The following is a 17,893-nucleotide window of genomic DNA, read 5'->3' on the forward strand; positions in this document are numbered from 1 at the left end:
TGTTCTACGAAGACGAAGAGTAAGGCCTCACGGCCTACACTCCAAAGAACAAAAGGCAGTTAGGGCGCTGTCAGCTATCGATTCGAAGCTATCCGACGAACCAAGTGCGCATTCGAGTCGGGCAATACTCCCCTTGGTAACCCAGCGCGACAATTTGGAAAGTCCGAGTTCGCAGACAGCCGCCCAGCGTGGTTTCTTGAGTTGGCCGCGAATGAACGTCGACTCCGTCGGTGCTTGCGGACCGCGAACCGCGAGCTCGTGCAAGCTTAGGAGCCTTTCAGAAGGCGTTGGCAGTCTTTGGCTCGCTCGATCAACTTGGCGGAAAGGCGCTCGATAATGGCGTTATCTAGCCCTTCCGCTTGCGCGGCAGCGCACACGTCGCTCACGTTGTCGGGGAGCAGTTCGGCCAGCGAGTTCAATCCGGCAATCACTTTTTCCGCATCGAAACGGGTCTCGCGGGCGAATTTCTGCCATTCGCGCGCACCTATCTGGGCTAGCCTGTATTCCCCGCCGACCTTCATAGCAAGCTTCATCTTCTGCAAGTCGACATCGTCGTAGGGAAGGATGCTGGCAACATCGTAGAGTGGCGCAAGTCGCACCGTGGGGCCGCTGGCTAGGAGTAGTGAGTAGTTCTTAGCGTGTGCATCGGTGCCTCCGATGAGCCAATTTAAGCCGAGGGCATCGATGAATGTATCGAGATCATCAACACTGTCGGTGGAGTAGGTGCGTAAAAGTTCGATAATATCCGCAGCGGACGGGCCGCCCTCGCTTTGATACTTCTTGGTTGGCATGATGCCGCGTGCCTGGCACGCGTCCTCTTGATGGACGCGAATGACGTCATTGCCACTGAACTGCCGATCGTAGCGTTCGACGACAATGGCGATCTCTTTCTCAAACCGCACGACTTTGGTTCCGGCGACGGGCAAGCCGAGATTGCGCGCGAGATTGAGGCAGATGTGCTCGTTCTCGGCATGGCCGTCGAAATGGCCGGTCGGCGGCTTAAGGATATGGGTTGTCGGAATGCGTCCAGACGGTATCCCCCATCGCCCCTTTTGCAGAAGCAGCGCGGTTTTCGGCTGGGCGCCGGCAAGACTGAATTGCCCCGTGTCACGCGGCAACCGCCACGCGGCATGATCTTCTCTCAATGCTTGCAGACGTTTTGCGACGGCGGTTTCGTCAAGCCACTCAACCTTGTCATTCGTACCGCTTCGCAATTCCTCCAAACGATCGCGCGTGACGAATTGAATGGCGCCGGCGCAATCTTCGCCGACATGGGAAATCAGGGCAAAGACGTTGCGAGCCGAGACCTGAAACTTCTTCGCCCAACGATCGAGAACGCGCTCATTGTCCGGGAGCAGTCCCCATAGAAAGGCCTGAACAGCGGCGGGACCGTGTTCCTCGGCCGCGAGTGGCATGGAGAGCGAAATGGGGTACGCGCCCCTCGTTTGACGCCAATCGCTGTCATAGACGAAGGTGAGGCGGCCACGAGCGTCGTTGTGCACGCGGCCGACTTCCCTGCCGTCCAGGAGCGCGACGAGTTCGCTGGTCATGGTCTGCTTCTTTTGGCTTTTGACACGATTGCATTGATATCGACGGCTGACTTTTCTGAACCGCGGCCATGTGGTTGTTCGCTGCCTGCGTCTAGATGGATGCCGAGAGCGTCAAGAGCGCGGAGTACGAGGCCGAGTTCGGCGCGCGCGTGGCCGCGCTCGACCTCGATGACCCACTGACGGCTGACGCCAATGCGCTTGGCGAGGCTGGACTGATCAAGCTTGTGCCGTTTGCGGGTATCCCGAATGATGGCCCCGAGATCGGCCGATGTGCGTATGAGCATGGCAATTCAAAATGTTGTCGTTCGCTTACATTACCATATGTCCGCGTTCGGCGACAATTGAAAAATGTCAGCGAGCGCTGACTTCCACAAATGTCATCGCTCGTTAACATGCGTAAGGTCTCCTAATTGCGCTGCATGAACCCGCGACGGCTAAGAGCACCACGGACGTAATCGGGACGTTTTTGGTCTCCTGCCTTACCCAGCTGGCGTTTCTGCCTTACCAGCTCCGCGGGTTGTTTCGTTTCCTGCTCGATTTGCTCTAACAGAAACGCCGTGGCGAACTCATCGCAGGAGAACTCTTCCCTGTGTTTTTCGGTCGCGTCCGATCCATATGGAGCAGCGCCCGTTCCTTCACGCTGATGCCGGATATGGCGAACTTCGTGCAGCAGCGCCCAAGCAACCGCTATAGTCGCGAGCTCGCCAGCCGCGCGACTCTGGGGTTCCGTGCCGGCATCCGCGTAGCTGCCCGGCTCGGCAACGCCCGCAGGCAGGGCCTCCAATTCAGGCTGATCGCTAGAAATGGTTTTCTCAAAGGCTGCGATCAGGCTGGTAAAGCGATCTGCTGGAGTGTCTCAAGCGGTGTGCTTTCGGCAATCAGGCGGTAGCCCTCCCAAGCAGTGTATCCGGCGATCCAAAATGCGCGCAGGACGCGATGGTTGAAGCGGACATAACGATAAGCGCCCGCATCCATGATGATATTTTCGCCTTCATGGGTGTCTGGCGTCAGCTGGAATTTCGGGTCAAGGTCCACCCACATCTGCGACAGATCGGATTCTCGCTCGGGAGCACTTCCCAAAAAAATATTTCTCACCGCCGTCTGAACGGATGGTGCTGTCCTGCTTGGTCGGTGTTCTCGGTAGGACTACTGAGTCGGCAATCCAATGTTCTGCCCTTAGCAATTCTTATGGTCCGCCAACTGTTCTCCCTCCAGAGGAGAAGTGTTACCGGGGTTCTCCGTGGGTCAATGGAGTTCCGCGCTTTTTCTGCGCGGGGGCTTAAATACGGACAGCACCGAACGGATTGATCGTCGCGTATGTTGCCGGTTGGCATGGGATGGACTGCCCTTCGTTAGGCTTCGTTCAATGTTTTTTCGAGCTGCGCAACGAGGGCACTCCTCGCAGCGGAGCTCAGTTTTTCGAGATTAATCTGTTTCCACTTGATTGCGGGCAAATCGGCAGCGCCGGGAACGCCGAGCAGGTCCCAGTTAGCCCGTCTTATTCGTCAGAGGGCGATGAGAGGCTGGCGAGCGTGGTGTAAAGCGCTGATGCGGCGTAGGATTCGGTTGCAAAGCCAACCCCATCACACTCAGCCGCGAACACCACGCCCGCCATGACCGATGATACGATTCTGCCCTTCTCGTTTCCAGCCGTTCACGCCAAGAAAGTCACAGCTGCCTTCGATGGCGGTCGGCTGACCTCGAACGGGGGCGTGATGCTTCTGGCGATGGCCGAGCGGCGTCTCGGCTTGGCCGACAATTTGGCCCGGGTGTTCCCGGATCGGCGCGATCCGACGCGGGTCGTGCACAGCCTTGTCGATATGTTCCGCGCGCGCATGTTCGCGATCTGCTGCGGCTACGAGGACGCCGACGACCTCGATCATCTGCGGTCCGATCCGGCATTCAAGCTGGCCTGCGGACGGCTGCCGGACACGGGTCGCGATCTGTGTTCCCAACCGACGCTGTCGCGGCTGGAGAATGCTCCGCGCCTGCGCGACGTGATCCGACTGACCTACACTTTGGTCGACGCATGGATGGATAGCTACCCGCGCGAGCCGGCATCCGTCACGCTTGACATCGATGATACCTGCGATGTCGTCCACGGCCATCAGCAGCTCTCGCTGTTCAACGCTCATTATGACGAACGCTGCTTCCTGCCGATCCACGTCTACGACACGGAGAAGAGCCGGCCCGTGGCGGTCGTGCTGCGGCCCGGCAAGACGCCGGGCGGCGTCGAGGTGCGTGCCCATCTGCGCCGCCTGATACGGCATATCCGGACGCGGTGGCACAACACGCGAATTACGTTCCGTGGCGACGGGCGCACTATGCTCGGCCGGAGGCAATGGCGTGGTGCGAGACCAACGGCATCGACTACATCTTCGGTCTGTCCGGCACCAAGCCGCTCGCCAGAAAACTCGACGAGGCCGCCGACGACATCCGCACGCGACGCGCCATCGAGAACCTGCCGGTTCTGCGTGGCTATACCGAGACGCGCCACAAGGCAAAGTCCTGGGATCGCGAACGGCGTACCGTCGCCCGTATTGAGGCGACGATGCTCGGCCTCGACATCCGTTTCGTCGTCACCAGCCTCGATGTCGGCTCGGCCGAGTGGATCTACGACAGCCTGTATTGCGCGCGCGGCCAAGCCGAGAATCTGATCAAGCTGCATAAGACACAGCTCGCCTCCGATCGCACCAGCTGCCGTTCGGCGCTCGCCAATCAAGTCCGCCTCGTTCTCCACACCGCCGCTTATTGGCTGATGCTGACCGTGCGCGACGCGATTCCCAAAGCCCGGGAATTGGCCACAGCCGAGTTCGCGACGCTGCGTCTTCGTCTCTTGAAACTCGCCGCCCGTGTCGTCGAGACCACGAGCCGCATTCGCCTTGCGTTTGCCGCGGCATGTCCCGAAGCCGACCTGATCCGCGGCTTGCCAGGCGCGCTGCTGCCGCTCGGTCCTTGACCGGCGGGGCGTCCGCCCCCCGTTCGCCCAACCTACACCTCAAGCGCGTTGCAAAGTACCGGTCGTCAGGCGGTGAAAAGCCGAAGGCAATCCCGCGCGCCTCGTCAGAGCAGATGTGCGGCCACATCAAGCGGACTAAAAAAAGCACTCTCACGAATAGGACGGGCTAGATCGATGTCGTTTTCGCTCCAGACGGCCCGGTTGAAGTAATGCCGCGCGACCCGGGCGCCGATCTCGGCCTGCTTGCTCGAGTGGTCGAAGGACATGCGGGATAGGCTGCCCTCGAACATGTAGCCGATGTCGTGAAGGATCGAGACGTACTGCCAGATGAAGCCAAAGAAAGCAGCATCGGTCCGAAAGCCCTCCACGGGATGATTCCTGACGGCCGGGATCCCGCGCTTTGCGAACTCGACGGCGAGGGCGTCGCGCAACCTCTCGCTGTGAACGAAGAAGTACCAGCCCAGCAGATAATTATAGAGCGTGTGGGAGGAATGATCGCGCTGCTTCTCGTACTCGATCATGCCCGAGATTTCTCGGGGCTGCACCGCGTCGCGAAACTGAATGGAGTCGGCGAGCCCGATCATGTTCAGGATGCTCTGAACCACGCGGCCGGATGTCGTCAGCCGAACTTCATCCATCGTAGCGGTCAGGAACCGCTCGAGATGGCCATTGAAGTCGGCGCCGCAAGCTTTATGGGCCTTCTTGAAAGCAGGTTTCGAGGCAAGGCCCGACAGGGCCTTTGGCACGACCTTCATTGTCATCTGGCGGCCCTTTCGGTGAGCGCGGGTAAGCCGAGAAGAATTCGTGCAGGGCGAGGGACCACGATCAGCGGCGCGCCGGCCATACGCCAGCCGTCACCGTGCCAATGCGGAAGGATGGTCGAATTCTCTGCGTTACGACCGCGCCGCCCCAGCGAATCGATGACGTGGATGCCCGCCTGATCGACCCGAACGACCAGGACGCAATGGATGCCCACCCAATCCCTCTCGACATGCCGCATGTGGAAGGTCAGCGGTACCGGCCTGCGACGCGCGACTTCCCGGGCCAGGATCGGGGCAAGGCGTTCGGGTGAGAATGATGTAAAGCGGCGCCAGCGCAGACGCCGCCCCGGTTGATCGTCGACGTTTCCTGGTGAATCAGGTTGAATGTTACCTTTGGACACGGCATACCGCTCCTTCGGTGGAGAAGTGGAGCGTCAAGCACCCCCACGATATGCCGCCTTCCCAATTTCCGCCGTCACCCACATTCAGCGATAGCTCGATCGAGTGCAGATGAAAAGCGAGATTCGTATACGGCGTATCAGTGCCGCAGAGCTGAACGATCACCGTGTGAGTAGGCTAGCCGAAATCCTAATTGAGTGCGTGCAAGGGGGGGCGTCAGTTAGTTTCTTGTCGCCGTTGCCGCGCGAACGCGCGGTGGATTATTGGCGTCGCGTGTCCAAGGAGCTGTCCCGCAACGATCGAATCTTGCTCGTAGCTGAGGATAGGACGGGCCGGACAGTCGGTTCAATTCAAATGGTGCACATGCCATCTGAAAATCAACCGCACATGGCGCAGGTCACTAAGGTATTGGTCGAGAAGGACGCACGCGGTCGCGGTGTCGGGCGCCGTCTGCTTTCAGCGGTAACGGAGCTGGCACGACGTGAGCGGAAAACCTTGTTGGTGCTGAGTACGGCTACAGGATCGGTGGCGGAGCAGCTCTATCACAGCGAAGGCTGGCAACGCATAGGTGTAGTGCCAGGATGCGTCCTAATGGCGGACGGGAAGCACGCGGCAGCAACATTTTTCTACAAGCAATTGTAACGTCGAAGATCAACAGTAGTAAAACTTTCGGATCGCAACTCAAATATGAGAACCGCATGAAATCGAAGCTAAGAGGTTGATTGAAGGTGACTCTCGGCTCTCCCCGCTGGATCAAACGAGAAGACGAACTGCTGCGCGAGCTGGTTGATGCAGGCGCGCCTGTGGAATCCATTTGCGAAGCGCTCAATAGGTCCGAGCCAGAGCTTCGCAGGCGCGGCTACTACATTGGCCTACCGAGGGTGGTTTAGGCGAACAGCTTCTGGGGTTGAAGGGGAGCCTCAACGAGTATGAGCTGGACCTTTTACGACAACGGTCGCTCTCGGCACGCTACGAGAAGGCCCGCCGCAGCGAACTGGTTGTGGCCACGCCCGTCGGCTTTGTGAAGGTCGGTGATCGCTACGAGAAGGATCCGGACCGGCGTGTGCAGGACGTTATTACGCTCGTCTTCGACAAGATTGAGGAGCTCGGGACCGCGCGGCAGACGCTGCTGTGGTTCCATGAGCACGGCCTCGACCTACCGGTGAAGCAGCCGAACGGCGATACAGCCTGGTAGAACAGCCGTAACGACGGGTTGTGGCGCCCATGGTACAGGCGCGAAGAGCCGCCGGAAGGCGCGCCCTCAAGCCGGGCGCCCACGACGGCTATGTGAACTGGGAGAGGTTCGAAGCGATCCGCACAATGGTCTCCAGTAACTTGCCAACCAGCCGGCATCATGGCGCGCCCAAGCATGGCGAGGCGCTGCTCGCTGGGCTCATCCGCTGTCGGCGCTGTTGCCGCAAGCTGACGCTGTGCTACAGCGGTATGAAGCATCACATCCCCCGTTACAGCTGCTCGCGCGGCTGGATGGACAACGGCGAACCGCGCTGCATCGCGTTCGGAGGCTTGCGCGTCGATGATGCAATCGAAGAGGCACTGCTCGGCGTCGTCGGCCCCGGCGCCGTCGCGGCGGCTACGGTCGCCGCAGCCGAGGCCACACATCAGAAGGAACAAGTTCGCGAAGCGCTCGGCCGTGATCTTGAAGCGGCCCGTTACGCTGCCGATCGCGCCTTCCGGCAATATGACGCTGCTGATCCGGCAAACCGCCTGGTTGCCGCTGAGCTTGAGGGGCGCCGGAATCGCTCGCTTGCCCGCGTCGCGGAGGTGGAGATTGCCGCGCATGACGCGGCGGTGTTCGCCGTCAGGGCCTGTGAGACAAATTGAGGGATTTTGCGGAGGGAGGATTTCTGGTTCATCGTAGCCACCAGGAGCGAAGATGAAGCAGAAGTCCGGACCGGGCAAAGCGCCGGCAGAACAAGTGCTAAAGGACATTCGGCGTCAGACCCGTCGGCACCACGCGGCGGAAGAGAAGATCCGCATTTGTGCTGGAGGGCCTGCGGGGCGAGGAGAATATCTCCGAGCTGTGCCGGCGCGAGGGCATGGCCGCCTCGATGTATTACGGCTGGTCCAAGGAGTTTCCTCGAGGCCGGCAAGCGTCGCCTGACGGGCGATACGGCGCGTGCGGCAACCTCCGGTGAGGTAAAGGATCTGCGTCGTGAGACGGCCGCGTTGAAGGAAGTTGTGGCCGACCTCACCCTGGAAAACCGGCTGCTCAAAAAAAAAGCATGAACGGGCCCCTTTCGGTGAATGCCTTGCATTCACCAAGTCGGGTAAGTGATGGGGAGAACGAGGCATGAGGTATCCCGCCTCAGAGAAGGCCGAGATCATCCAGCTGGTCGAGCAATCGCATCTGCCGGCCAAGCGCACGCTGGACAAACTCGGCATCCCGCGCGCCACGTTCTATCGCTGGTATGATCGCTACCGGGAAGGTGGCGTTGAGGCCCTGACCGATCATCGATCAAGGCCGGCTCGGGTGTGGAATCGCATCCCGGATGACGTCCGTGACCAGATCATCGATTTTGCACTGGAACTGCCGGAACTGTCGCCGCATGAGCTGGCGGTGCGCTTCACCGATGAGAGAAAGTACTTTGTCTCCGAGGCTTCGGTCCATCGGCTGCTGAAGGCGCATGACCTCATCACCAGCCCGGCCTATGTGGTGATCAAGGCGGCGGACGAGTTCAAGGACAAGACCACCGCCATCAACCAGCTCTGGCAGACCGACTTTACCTACCTCAAGCGGCTGGGGTTGGTACTACCTGTCGACCGTGCTCGATGACTTCTCGCGCTACATCGTGGCCTGGAGGCTTGGTCCCACGATGTGCGCCTCCGACGTCACGGCCACGCTCGACCAGGCACTCGCGGCCTCCGGCCTTGACCATATCACCGTCGCGCACCGGCCGAGGCTTCTCAGCGACAATGGTTCGAGTTACGTCGCGGACGATCTGGCCAAGTGGCTCGACCAGAAGGGCATGCAGCACGTGCGCGGTGCTCCGCATCACCCCCAGACCCAGGGAAAGATTGAGCGCTGGCATCAGACTCTGAAGAATCGCATTCTGCTCGACAATTACTACCTGCCTGGCGATCTCGAACGGCAGGTACGCGCCTTCGTCGACAACTCCAATCATGTCCGCTATCATGAGAGCATCGATAACCTCACACCTGCCGATGTCTACTTCGGCAGGGCCGAAGCGATCCTTGCAGAACGCAAACGCATCAAGCTTGTCACTATCGCAAACCGCCGCTATTGCAGCATCAGCTGCAGGCCGCTTAAACTCTAACCCCTGATGAGCCAGAGCCTCCCTTCTCGAAACGCCCGATAAATCTCAAATTATCTGACGACGGACCCCCCCGAGCCCGAGACCGAACCAAAGCACGCGTCTTTCGATCATTTTCTCTTACCCCACGCAGCTGCCGCGATGCGCCGCTGTATGTTCCGATGTGCGGCGACAGCGTTGCGATTGCACGTTCGCGGCAACTCGATTGCTTGTTTAGCAGTGGGATAGTGCTGATATACCGGCAACTAGCCCGTCTTATTCGTCAGAGGGCGCCTGAGAGGCTGGCGAGCGTGGTGTAAAGCGCTGATGCGGCGTAGGATTCGGTTGCAAAGCCAACCCCATCACCTTCAGCCGCGAACACCACGCCCGCCATGACCGATGATACGATTCTGCCCTTCTCGTTTCCAGCCGTTCACGCCAAGAAAGTCACAGCTGCCTTCGATGGCGGTCGGCTGGCCTCGAACGGGGGCGTGATGCTTCTGGCGATGGCCGAGCGGCGTCTCGGCTTGGCCGACAATTTGGCCCGGGTGTTCCCGGATCGGCGCGATCCGACGCGGGTCGTGCACGGCCTTGTCGATATGTTCCGCGCGCGCATGTTCGCGATCTGCTGCGGCTACGAGGACGCCGACGACCTCGATCATCTGCGGTCCGATCCGGCATTCAAGCTGGCCTGCGGACGGCTGCCGGACACGGGTCGCGATCTGTGTTCCCAACCGACGCTGTCGCGGCTGGAGAATGCTCCGCGCCTGCGCGACGTGATCCGACTGACCTACACTTTGGTCGACGCATGGATGGATAGCTACCCGCGCGAGCCGGCATCCGTCACGCTCGATGATACCTGCGATGTCGTCCACGGCCATCAGCAGCTCTCGCTGTTCAACGCTCATTATGACGAACGCTGCTTCCTGCCGATCCACGTCTACGACACGGAGAAGAGCCGGCCCGTGGCGGTCGTGCTGCGGCCCGGCAAGACGCCGGGCGGCGTCGAGGTGCGTGCCCATCTGCGCCGCCTGATACGGCATATCCGGACGCGGTGGCACAACACGCGAATTACGTTCCGTGGCGACGGGCGCACTATGCTCGGCCGGAGGCAATGGCGTGGTGCGAGACCAACGGCATCGACTACATCTTCGGTCTGTCCGGCACCAAGCCGCTCGCCAGAAAACTCGACGAGGCCGCCGACGACATCCGCACGCGACGCGCCATCGAGAACCTGCCGGTTCTGCGTGGCTATACCGAGACGCGCCACAAGGCAAAGTCCTGGGATCGCGAACGACGCACCGTCGCCCGTATTGAGGCGACAATGCTCGGCCTCGACATCCGCTTCGTCGTCACCAGCCTCGATGTCGGTTCGGCCGAGTGGATCTACGACAGCCTGTATTGCGCGCGCGGCCAAGCCGAGAATCTGATCAAGCTGCATAAGACACAGCTCGCCTCCGATCGCACCAGCTGCCGTTCGGCGCTCGCCAATCAAGTCCGCCTCGTTCTCCACACCGCCGCTTATTGGCTGATGCTGACCGTGCGCGACGCGATTCCCAAAGCCCGGGAATTGGCCACAGCCGAGTTCGCGACGCTGCGTCTTCGGCTCTTGAAACTCGCTGCCCGTGTCGTCGAAACCACGAGCCGCATTCGCCTTGCGTTTGCCGCGGCATGTCCCGAAGCCGACCTGATCCGCGGCTTGCCAGGCGCGCTGCTGCCGCTCGGTCCTTGACCGGCGGGGCGTCCGCCCCCCCGTTCGCCCAACCTACACCTCAAGCGCGTTGCAAAGTACGGGTCGTCAGGCGGTGAAAAGCCGAAGGCAATCCCGCGCGCCTTGTCAGAGCAGATGTGCGGCCACATCAAGCGGACTAAAAAAAGCACTCTCACGAATAGGACGGGCTAAACAGCCTAATCGGGCAAACTTTCGAGAAGCTGACGAGGTCTGCGGTCCCGGAAGGCGTGGGGCCCAATTTTCTGCGTCCCCATTGCGCTGCCGCGCCTCCGCGCTTGGACCCGAGTTCGACCTGGTCGATTCCAAGCGGCACGATCATGTTACCCCCAGCGGCAACACGCAGCGTTTTCGGTTCAGCCGCTATCTGCGAAGGTGATGCGATGTATCGCCTTCGTCCGATTCGGACCCGAGCCGTCGCGAAGCAGCCGTTATCTGCGGAGAGCGTAGTCGCAACAGTGTTGATGTCGATAATGCAAATCTGGATAGTGCGAATGCTTGTGGCGAAGCGGCTCGTGGAGATGCCGGTGCGAATGCGGCTCCGCTGCCGCGGCTTCAGCATGCAAATGCTGGTGGTGTTTTGCGGCGAGTCAAGCGAAGTCATCCGATCCGGTGATGTCGATCCGGAAAGCCGGCCCCAAGCGTCAGTTCAGCGCCACTCCGGGCTTCCGCGCGGAAGAGTTCATTCCCGATATCTGCAAGGGATGCTCTTCCTGAGCGGTGATGGAATTCGATGACAAGCGTCGGAACCGCTAAGACTTCATCGCGCGGATAGGTGCCGCACGATGTTTTCATCGCGCCTTGTTTTTGAACGTGCAACCCTAGTCTGAATGTGTCGATGAACGAGTTGCCGGCCGGCAAGCCAATCTGGGCTTGGGAGTGCCGAATAGGAGCTCCTCCTAGAGAGAAGGGCTGAACGTTTATCTTTTTAACCACAATGTCCACGCGGTAGCCGGCGGCGGGAATCTGGAAGTGCAACTTGGCGAGGCGAGTTGCCTCTCGCCGCTTATGCTCACCATGCTCGGCATCTCTCCTCCAGATGCCCAGCATGCGTTTCGTTCGACGTCTGGCGAGTCATGAACAAGAAGCTGCTTGTGCGACGAAGACCCCAATAGAGAATTGTACAACCCGACGCTACGTCCGATACAAGTTTCTGGGAGCGCGCATGAAAACAATTCGGACTGGAGGTCAAAGCAATCGACGAGCCTCAATTCCGCCACGCTGCTTGTCTCATTGCCACAAGCATCATCACGGATGTACTGATGATGTTGGGGCGGACCCGGCGCACTTCCAACCCCGGCAAAGTGCGTCGGGGCGCCTTGGTTCGACGGCGTCTCGCGCTCGCCGAATTCGGGCAGAATGATCTGTCGAGTCCCCCTATGTTGCGGCGCGAATTGCGAGCTGTCGCCGTGACCCCGATCACTTTGAACTATCGATAGGATCGATTTCGCCAAACTCGAGCAGATCGATGGCTCTGCATAGGTACAATGAGGACCTTCGAGCCAATCGCGCATGAGTTTCGCGCCCTTCAAGACAAGCGGGTGGTGTTCCTCGCGGATGCTGGATGCGATGGAGCCGTTCAAGCGTATAATGCGTGAGCAGCAGCGCGAGCAGCTCGCTCCAGCGCAGAGAGCTGCAATTGGGCTGACTGATCTCGATTGATTCGTGCTGCGCCATTGTCGCGTTTCCTCCCGATGTCGCGATCGCTTCAATGTGCCTAAGGCGCGCGAACGCGTCGTCCGTCTTTCAAGCCATTGATCAGACGGATGGTTTCGCGTGGCCGGCAATTGGTACGACGCTTGCTGTTCAGATGCCACGTCCTCTCCTTTCTGGAGATGTGTATGCAAAGTGTCGTCTGCATCACGCGAGCCTCGCGCCTCCGCGCATGTAAAGTTGCGCCGCCGTCGCGGCCAAAATTTGCAGGCACAACCCATTCGCGCTGGACCTGCCCGACCTTCCCCGTCCGACACGGGGCACTGATGCTAGGCGGCTACCTTCTGCCTCGGGTAGTACCCCGTAAAGCTCATCGATCACCTCTTCGAGGCAGTCGAAAGGAGAGGACCACTCACGGGCTAACGGCGCCAATTCGCTGGATTGGGAGGAAGAATAAGGTTGCTGTCGTTGTTACTGGCACGCAGAAGATCGATGACCACACCGCGCAGTTCGATCCTGGCGCCGCCAAAACGATCGATGTGCTCTATCTCACCTGGATCGCGCGGCGAAGCTTCATTCGGTGGGACATCGGTTTCATACGGCCCAGTCTGAGCAGAGCCGACGTTTTAGCCGCGGGCCGGCCCCCCCAACCCAGGGCGAGCTGGGCAATCGTCAATGTGCCCATGCATCATCGGATGAGCCGGACAGACCATATTGAGGGGGCATCGGCGCGGCGGTTGCCGCGTGCGGTTCAACCTTTGATCAAGGATAGCGGCGGCACCTCGCAATGTTTGAAGGATGCGTCACGCGACCACAGCGGACGGGAGGGGGACAAGTTCGGCAATGGCAGATCTGGCGCAGCATCCGAGCGCTCCGGCCTTGACGAAGAGCAACCCAAGAGTTCAGGTCATGGAAAGAAACTTGGCTCCGCCTGAAACAAGCGCAATCGAACACACCAACACCGATGGTGATGGGCGTCCTGAGGCGCCTATGGATCTTTTTAGCTTCACTGAATGCGCAAACCGGACACATTCTCTCAGAGCCCTGTTCGACCTTCTTGTAAGCTGTGCGAGCCAGGAGGGCTTTACTGAAGTTTCCTATGGATCTCTCAACTTCGTCGAGCCACTTCGGCTGGCGGACTACCCACCCCCGACCGTAGCCGTGAAATGGCCAATAGACTGGTGCGACCGCTATTTTAAACGCAAGTACCATACCATCGATCCGGTGGTCCGGCGCACTCCGCTGCTTTCGCGGCCTTATCTGTGGGATCAGCTCGGCCAACAATATCAACTTCAGCCGGACGAAAGACGGGTGCTTGACGAGGCTAGAGAGGCAGGTCTGAAGCATGGTATGAGCGTGCCATTGTTTGGTCCGCTGGGCCGGGTATCTGTCGCCTCGTTTGCGTCTCTATCAGAGGATATTGATCCTCAGCATTGCATCAGTCACCTCAACGCTCTGGCTTGGCAATTTCACACTGCCTATGGCGAAATCGCGCGCCGCGCGGATGCTGACTGCGACAGGAAAGTTGCGCTGTCACAGCGGGAAACCAGCTGCATACGGTGGGTGGCCGAGGGTAAATCGTCGTGGGAAATCGGGATCATCTTGCAAATCAGCGAGAATACTGTGAACTTTCATATTAAGAATGTGATGCGAAAGCTGGGCTCGACGAGTCGAATCCAGGCCGCCATCATGGCCGTTCGACTCAATGTCCTTTGATACCAGCTGGGAGCAAACGCCGGCTGTTTCACAACTTTCAATGTGGCGCTTGCCACCGAAACTGCCGCGCAACGATCGATCGGGAAAAAGCGCATTGAAATCTGACGCCGCGTCAACTTCGGATCCGCTACGTGCCAATGTCGGATGAAAAGGCCCTTGAAAAGGTAATGCGTGCGGAACTGATGAGATCCCCAGACCCGCGGGGCGAGTACAGAAGCGGCTCGTCCAACGCTCCGCCTTTGAGACATCGCCGCATCGTATTGGTCGTGATGCCGACGCCCCCAACAACAACGTGTCGCTCGAAGCATCGCTTCAATACGATCGCCTAGGAGCCCGTCCAGATATGTTTTCGTGACGGGCATTTGTTGTAGAGTAGCAGGCTCAGGCTGCGTTTGCGAGGTTGAACAGCTTGAGGAGGTTATGGACGGTGCAGATCATTGTCCACTCGGCGCGCACTTTCTCGATGCCCCGCAACAGGAACTGGCGGAAGCCTCTTGCCTGTTTGATCTGCCCGAACACCGGCTCCACCACTTGCTTTCGCAATCGGTAGGGTGTTTCGAAGCCGCCATCGTCGATCTTCTTTCGCATGGCCTGTGTCAGCGGGCCGCCGACTTTTCCGTTCGCTACTGTCGGGTGCTTGGCGCGTCCGGGCGCGACATAGCCATCGATGCTGCGTGTGTCGAGCGCTTCGAGATTGGCTTCGCTGCAGTAGCCGGAATCCGCTGAGGCCTGCCGCGGCTTGCGGCCAAGATTGCTCTCGATGGCCTCGATCAGGGGCACCAACTGGCCCTGATCGCTGCCGTGCTGGGTCAGTTCTTGCGCGACAATGATCTGGGCATGTGCATCGACGGCCGCCTGGGCATTATAGGCCTGAACGAAGCCATCCTTCGACTTCATGATGCGGCTTTCCGGATCGGTGAAGTTGCGTTGCGCCTTGGGATTGGGTTCCTCCGATGGCAGCGCCGCCGGTTTGCCCGGCTTCTTGCGGCCTTCGGCCTGGCGCTGCTGTTCCTTTTCGGCCTCGATGCGGCGCTCTTCCTCCGCCGCCAGTTTGGCGTCCGCTTCCAGCGCCGCCATCGCTTGCTGGATCTTCGCCAGCCGTTTCTGCTTGTCGACGGTCCAGTCCGGCAGTTCGTCGCTGTTGCCGAAAGTCTCATCCTCCGAGGCATCCGCCGCCTCGGCGGCCGCCAGCATGCGAGCGACCTCGGCCTTCAATTCCGCCTCGCGCTTCTTCATGCGCTCATAACTCATCGCCTTGTGTTTCGACGCGTTCGCCTTGATCTTCGTACCATCCAGCGCGACATGACCGAGCTTGACCAGCCCGGCCGTCTCGCACAACTTCAGAACCTGCACGAATAGCGCGCCGAGCGCCTTCAAATGTCGCTTGCGAAAGTCGCTGATCGTCCGAAAATCCGGCGCATCCAGCGCCACGATCATCACAAAATCGTTCCGCTCCCGGCAGGCCTTGGCAATCCGACGCGACGAATACAGCCCACTCGCATAGCTATGCAGCAGCGCCACCATCATCCGCGGATCAAACGGCGGCTGCCCAAGCCCGCTCACATAGCTGCCCATGATCTCCCTGAGATCGAGGCTCTCCCGCACCAGATCAACCATAAACCGCGAGACATGGCCTTTCGGCACGAAGTCCTGCACATTCGGCGGCAGAAGCAGCGTCTGATCGATGTTCCAAGGCCGAAAATACTTGCTCATCGCCCAATGTTGAATCAGACCCGACCAGATTTGAACAGCGACTATCCAGACAAGCTCCTAGGGTCGCGCAATGCCGAGCCGGATTTCCGCTCGGCGGTCGCGTTCTATCCGGATTGCCGCGCCTCGTTCGGTCTCGGCTGGAGCGCGCGGGTGCCGACGCTGGTGTTGATCGGCGCGCGCGACGATGTCACATCGCCATCGGCCTGCCACCAGATGGTCGAGGCCGCGCATGGCCGCAGCGCGCTGGCGCGGATCGTGGTCTATCCCGAGGCGTATCACGACTTCGACCGTGCCAACCTGCCGCTGCACGCGGTCGCCGCCTCCGATGCCGACATCGCCGAGCGCGGTCACATCGGCACTGATGCGGACGCGCGCAAGGGTGCGCAGAAGCAAGTCGCCGAGTGGCTGGCGCGCTAAAACAGGCTGCCCTGATCGACTGGCTTTGCGACCCGCTTCGGCGCAGCGGGTTTTGCCTCGCGCGGCTGCGGCTTGCCCTGGCTCTCGGGCGCCACCGTCGCCGGCGGCTGATCGGCATTCACGGTGGCGGCGACGCGGCCATCGGCGAATTCGATCGAAAGGCCGGCGTTCGGGCCGACTGCCGCGGCGGAATGGAGTGCGTGGCCCTGATCGTCGCGCACCAGCGCAAAGCCGCGCGCCAGCACGCCCCGATAGGACAGCGCCGACAGCAGCTGGCCGCGATGGGCGACCCGCGCCTCCAGCCGCTGCATCGTCGTCAGCAGCGCGCGCCGGGCGCGTTCGGCGAGGCGGTGGGTGCGCTCGAGATCGCGCGCGATCGCGTTGCGTTGGGCCTTGGCATTGGCGAGCTTCGAGGCCTTGAGCCGGATCTCGAGCCCGCCAAAACGCTCGCGCCGGCGATGCAGCAGCGCGCGCGCCGACAGCGTGATGCGCTCGCCCGAGACGGTGAGCCGCTGCCTGGCATGCGCGACCTGGCCGCGCAGCACGCCGATGGTGAGCCGGGAGCTCGTCGCGGCAAAGCGGCGGAAATGCGCGTGCGTATTGGCCTTCAGCCCGCGCGGCAGCCCGGCTCCGAGATGATCGAGCCGTTGCCGCGGGATCGCCAGCAGCTCGTTCGCCGCCGGCAACGCACGCGCCGCGGCGCGCAGCTCGGTGCGGCGGGCCTCCTGGGCCCGTTGCCAGCACACCATGGTGCGGCGGGCGAGGCTTTCGACCTCGACGAACAGCTCGCTGCGCACCGGCACCGCCATTTCGGCGGCGGCGGTCGGCGTCGGCGCGCGCTTGTCGGCGACGAAGTCGATCAGCGTGATATCAGTCTCGTGACCCACCGCCGAGATCAGCGGGATATGGCTCTCGGCTGCGGCGCGGACCACGATCTCCTCGTTAAATGACCAGAGGTCCTCGAGCGAGCCGCCGCCGCGCGCGACAATCAACAGATCGGGCCGCGGAATCCTGCCGCCTTCCGGCAGCGCGTTGAAGCCGCGGATCGCGGTCGCGACCTGCTCGGCCGAGCCGTCGCCCTGCACCTTGACCGGCCAGACCAGGACGCGGCGGGGAAAGCGGTCCTCGAGGCGATGCAGGATGTCGCGGATCACCGCGCCGGTCGGCGAGGTGACGACGCCGATCACCTCCGGCAGCCACGGCAGCAGCTGCTTGCGCGCCTCGTCGAACAGGCCTTCGGCCGCGAGCTTCTTTTTGCGCTCCTCCATCAGCGCCATCAGCGCGCCGACGCCGGCCGGTTCCAGCGAATCGATGACGATCTGGTATTTCGAGGAGTTCGGATAGGTGGTCAGCTTGCCGGTGGCGATGACCTCGAGCCCTTCCTGCGGCTTGAAGCGCATGCGGGCGTGGGCGAACTTCCAGATCACCGCCTCGATCTTGGCGCTCTCGTCCTTCAGCGCGAAATAGCAGTGGCCGGAGGAGTGCGGGCCGCGAAAGCCGGAAATCTCGCCGCGGACGCGGACATGGCCGAACCGGTCCTCCACCGTCCGCTTCAGCGCGGAGGAGAGTTCCGAGACGGTGAATTCAGGCGCGTTGACGAGATTAGGCGCGGCAGCAGTCATTTGCAGGTGATTCGGCTGTTTGTGAGCTTCAACGCAACGTAGGGACTTTTGCGGGACATCGCCAATCCGAGGGCTTGTTTGTTCATATACTCTGTGATACAG

At 60.8% G+C, this 17,893-nt stretch carries 14 protein-coding genes and 4 pseudogenes; 8 read left to right on the plus strand and 10 right to left on the minus strand.

Features of this window, described 5'->3' with window-relative positions; genetic code table 11:
* Nucleotides 1-266: 266 nt before the first annotated feature.
* The 4 genes from HAP54_RS21035 to HAP54_RS21050 all read right to left on the minus strand — a co-directional run bounded on the left by HAP54_RS21035 (nt 267) and on the right by HAP54_RS21050 (nt 2,645).
* On the minus strand, nt 267-1,550 hold the full coding sequence (locus HAP54_RS21035; protein WP_029084071.1) for a type II toxin-antitoxin system HipA family toxin: 1,284 nt from the start codon (nt 1,548-1,550) through the stop codon (nt 267-269).
* On the minus strand, nt 1,547-1,834 hold the full coding sequence (locus HAP54_RS21040) for a helix-turn-helix domain-containing protein (protein WP_029084072.1): 288 nt from the start codon (nt 1,832-1,834) through the stop codon (nt 1,547-1,549). Before HAP54_RS21040 ends, HAP54_RS21035 begins: the two co-directional genes overlap by 4 nt.
* Before the next feature lie 122 nt (nt 1,835-1,956).
* On the minus strand, nt 1,957-2,334 hold the full coding sequence (locus HAP54_RS21045; RefSeq protein ID WP_224741848.1) for a phage exclusion protein Lit family protein: 378 nt from the start codon (nt 2,332-2,334) through the stop codon (nt 1,957-1,959).
* A 41-nt stretch (nt 2,335-2,375) separates the two neighbouring features.
* Nucleotides 2,376-2,645, minus strand: a complete 270-nt coding sequence (locus tag HAP54_RS21050; RefSeq protein WP_156928901.1) for a hypothetical protein — start codon at nt 2,643-2,645, stop codon at nt 2,376-2,378.
* A gap of 518 nt (nt 2,646-3,163) precedes the next feature.
* On the opposite strand from HAP54_RS21050, the pseudogene HAP54_RS21055 reads away from it, so the two are divergent.
* A pseudogene (locus HAP54_RS21055) lies at nt 3,164-4,509 on the plus strand (IS1380-like element ISBdi2 family transposase).
* Nucleotides 4,510-4,613: 104 nt separating this feature from the next.
* Here the strand turns inward: HAP54_RS21055 and HAP54_RS21060 are convergent.
* Together HAP54_RS21060 and HAP54_RS21065 are read right to left on the minus strand one after the other, a co-directional pair.
* Complete coding sequence (locus tag HAP54_RS21060) at nt 4,614-5,264, minus strand: hypothetical protein (RefSeq protein WP_166303481.1); 651 nt, start codon at nt 5,262-5,264, stop codon at nt 4,614-4,616.
* A 2-nt stretch (nt 5,265-5,266) separates the two neighbouring features.
* Nucleotides 5,267-5,671, minus strand: coding sequence for a hypothetical protein (locus HAP54_RS21065; protein WP_156929116.1), 405 nt, complete (start codon nt 5,669-5,671; stop codon nt 5,267-5,269).
* A gap of 109 nt (nt 5,672-5,780) precedes the next feature.
* On the opposite strand from HAP54_RS21065, the gene HAP54_RS21070 reads away from it, so the two are divergent.
* The 5 genes and pseudogenes from HAP54_RS21070 (at nt 5,781) to HAP54_RS21090 (ending at nt 10,673) form a co-directional block, all read left to right on the plus strand.
* A complete protein-coding gene (locus tag HAP54_RS21070; RefSeq protein WP_029085158.1) occupies nt 5,781-6,311 on the plus strand; it encodes a GNAT family N-acetyltransferase in 531 nt (176 codons plus the stop codon).
* A 265-nt stretch (nt 6,312-6,576) separates the two neighbouring features.
* On the plus strand, nt 6,577-6,864 hold the full coding sequence (locus tag HAP54_RS21075) for a hypothetical protein (protein WP_224741847.1): 288 nt from the start codon (nt 6,577-6,579) through the stop codon (nt 6,862-6,864).
* 92 nt (nt 6,865-6,956) lie between these two features.
* On the plus strand, nt 6,957-7,511 hold the full coding sequence (locus HAP54_RS21080; protein WP_224741846.1) for a zinc ribbon domain-containing protein: 555 nt from the start codon (nt 6,957-6,959) through the stop codon (nt 7,509-7,511).
* Nucleotides 7,512-7,563: 52 nt separating this feature from the next.
* A pseudogene (locus tag HAP54_RS21085) lies at nt 7,564-8,958 on the plus strand (IS3 family transposase).
* 375 nt (nt 8,959-9,333) lie between these two features.
* Nucleotides 9,334-10,673, plus strand: a pseudogene (locus tag HAP54_RS21090) (IS1380 family transposase).
* Nucleotides 10,674-11,270: 597 nt separating this feature from the next.
* On the opposite strand, the gene HAP54_RS21095 reads toward HAP54_RS21090, so the two are convergent.
* Together HAP54_RS21095 and HAP54_RS21100 are read right to left on the minus strand one after the other, a co-directional pair.
* Entirely contained in the window at nt 11,271-11,720 is a 450-nt protein-coding gene (locus HAP54_RS21095) for a hypothetical protein (RefSeq protein WP_029085042.1), read from the minus strand.
* Between the two features lie 369 nt (nt 11,721-12,089).
* Nucleotides 12,090-12,347 (minus strand): hypothetical protein, encoded by a 258-nt coding sequence (locus tag HAP54_RS21100; RefSeq protein WP_156929091.1) that lies wholly within the window; start codon nt 12,345-12,347, stop codon nt 12,090-12,092.
* Between the two features lie 966 nt (nt 12,348-13,313).
* On the opposite strand from HAP54_RS21100, the gene HAP54_RS21105 reads away from it, so the two are divergent.
* Nucleotides 13,314-14,039 (plus strand): LuxR family transcriptional regulator, encoded by a 726-nt coding sequence (locus HAP54_RS21105; RefSeq protein ID WP_166308198.1) that lies wholly within the window; start codon nt 13,314-13,316, stop codon nt 14,037-14,039.
* 381 nt (nt 14,040-14,420) lie between these two features.
* Here the strand turns inward: HAP54_RS21105 and HAP54_RS21110 are convergent, their stop codons facing one another.
* On the minus strand, nt 14,421-15,752 hold the full coding sequence (locus HAP54_RS21110; protein ID WP_166297236.1) for an IS1182 family transposase: 1,332 nt from the start codon (nt 15,750-15,752) through the stop codon (nt 14,421-14,423).
* A gap of 63 nt (nt 15,753-15,815) precedes the next feature.
* On the opposite strand from HAP54_RS21110, the pseudogene HAP54_RS21115 reads away from it, so the two are divergent.
* A pseudogene (locus HAP54_RS21115) lies at nt 15,816-16,169 on the plus strand (dienelactone hydrolase family protein); the annotation flags it as partial.
* Here HAP54_RS21115 and xseA read toward each other — a convergent pair.
* Nucleotides 16,166-17,791 carry an exodeoxyribonuclease VII large subunit gene (gene xseA, locus HAP54_RS21120; RefSeq protein ID WP_166303487.1) on the minus strand — a complete coding sequence of 542 codons (1,626 nt, stop codon included), beginning with the start codon at nt 17,789-17,791 and terminating at the stop codon, nt 16,166-16,168. The pseudogene HAP54_RS21115 and the gene xseA overlap by 4 nt on opposite strands.
* Nucleotides 17,792-17,893 lie beyond the last annotated feature (102 nt).

Origin of the sequence: Bradyrhizobium sp. 2S1, from assembly GCF_011516625.5 — a bacterium.
GTDB classification, from domain to species: domain Bacteria; phylum Pseudomonadota; class Alphaproteobacteria; order Rhizobiales; family Xanthobacteraceae; genus Bradyrhizobium; species Bradyrhizobium septentrionale.

Bases quoted from the DNA above. Each gene is read 5' to 3' on its own strand.
- HAP54_RS21100 (WP_156929091.1), bottom strand. From the start codon at position 12,347: ATGGCGCAGCACGAATCAATCGAGATCAGTCAGCCCAATTGCAGCTCT.
- xseA (WP_166303487.1), bottom strand. From the start codon at position 17,791: ATGACTGCTGCCGCGCCTAATCTCGTCAACGCGCCTGAATTCACCGTC.
- HAP54_RS21095 (WP_029085042.1), bottom strand. From the start codon at position 11,720: ATGCTGGGCATCTGGAGGAGAGATGCCGAGCATGGTGAGCATAAGCGG.
- HAP54_RS21110 (WP_166297236.1), bottom strand. From the start codon at position 15,752: ATGAGCAAGTATTTTCGGCCTTGGAACATCGATCAGACGCTGCTTCTG.
- HAP54_RS21035 (WP_029084071.1), bottom strand. From the start codon at position 1,550: ATGACCAGCGAACTCGTCGCGCTCCTGGACGGCAGGGAAGTCGGCCGC.
- HAP54_RS21060 (WP_166303481.1), bottom strand. From the start codon at position 5,264: ATGAAGGTCGTGCCAAAGGCCCTGTCGGGCCTTGCCTCGAAACCTGCT.
- HAP54_RS21105 (WP_166308198.1), top strand. From the start codon at position 13,314: ATGGATCTTTTTAGCTTCACTGAATGCGCAAACCGGACACATTCTCTC.
- HAP54_RS21070 (WP_029085158.1), top strand. From the start codon at position 5,781: ATGAAAAGCGAGATTCGTATACGGCGTATCAGTGCCGCAGAGCTGAAC.
- HAP54_RS21040 (WP_029084072.1), bottom strand. From the start codon at position 1,834: ATGCTCATACGCACATCGGCCGATCTCGGGGCCATCATTCGGGATACC.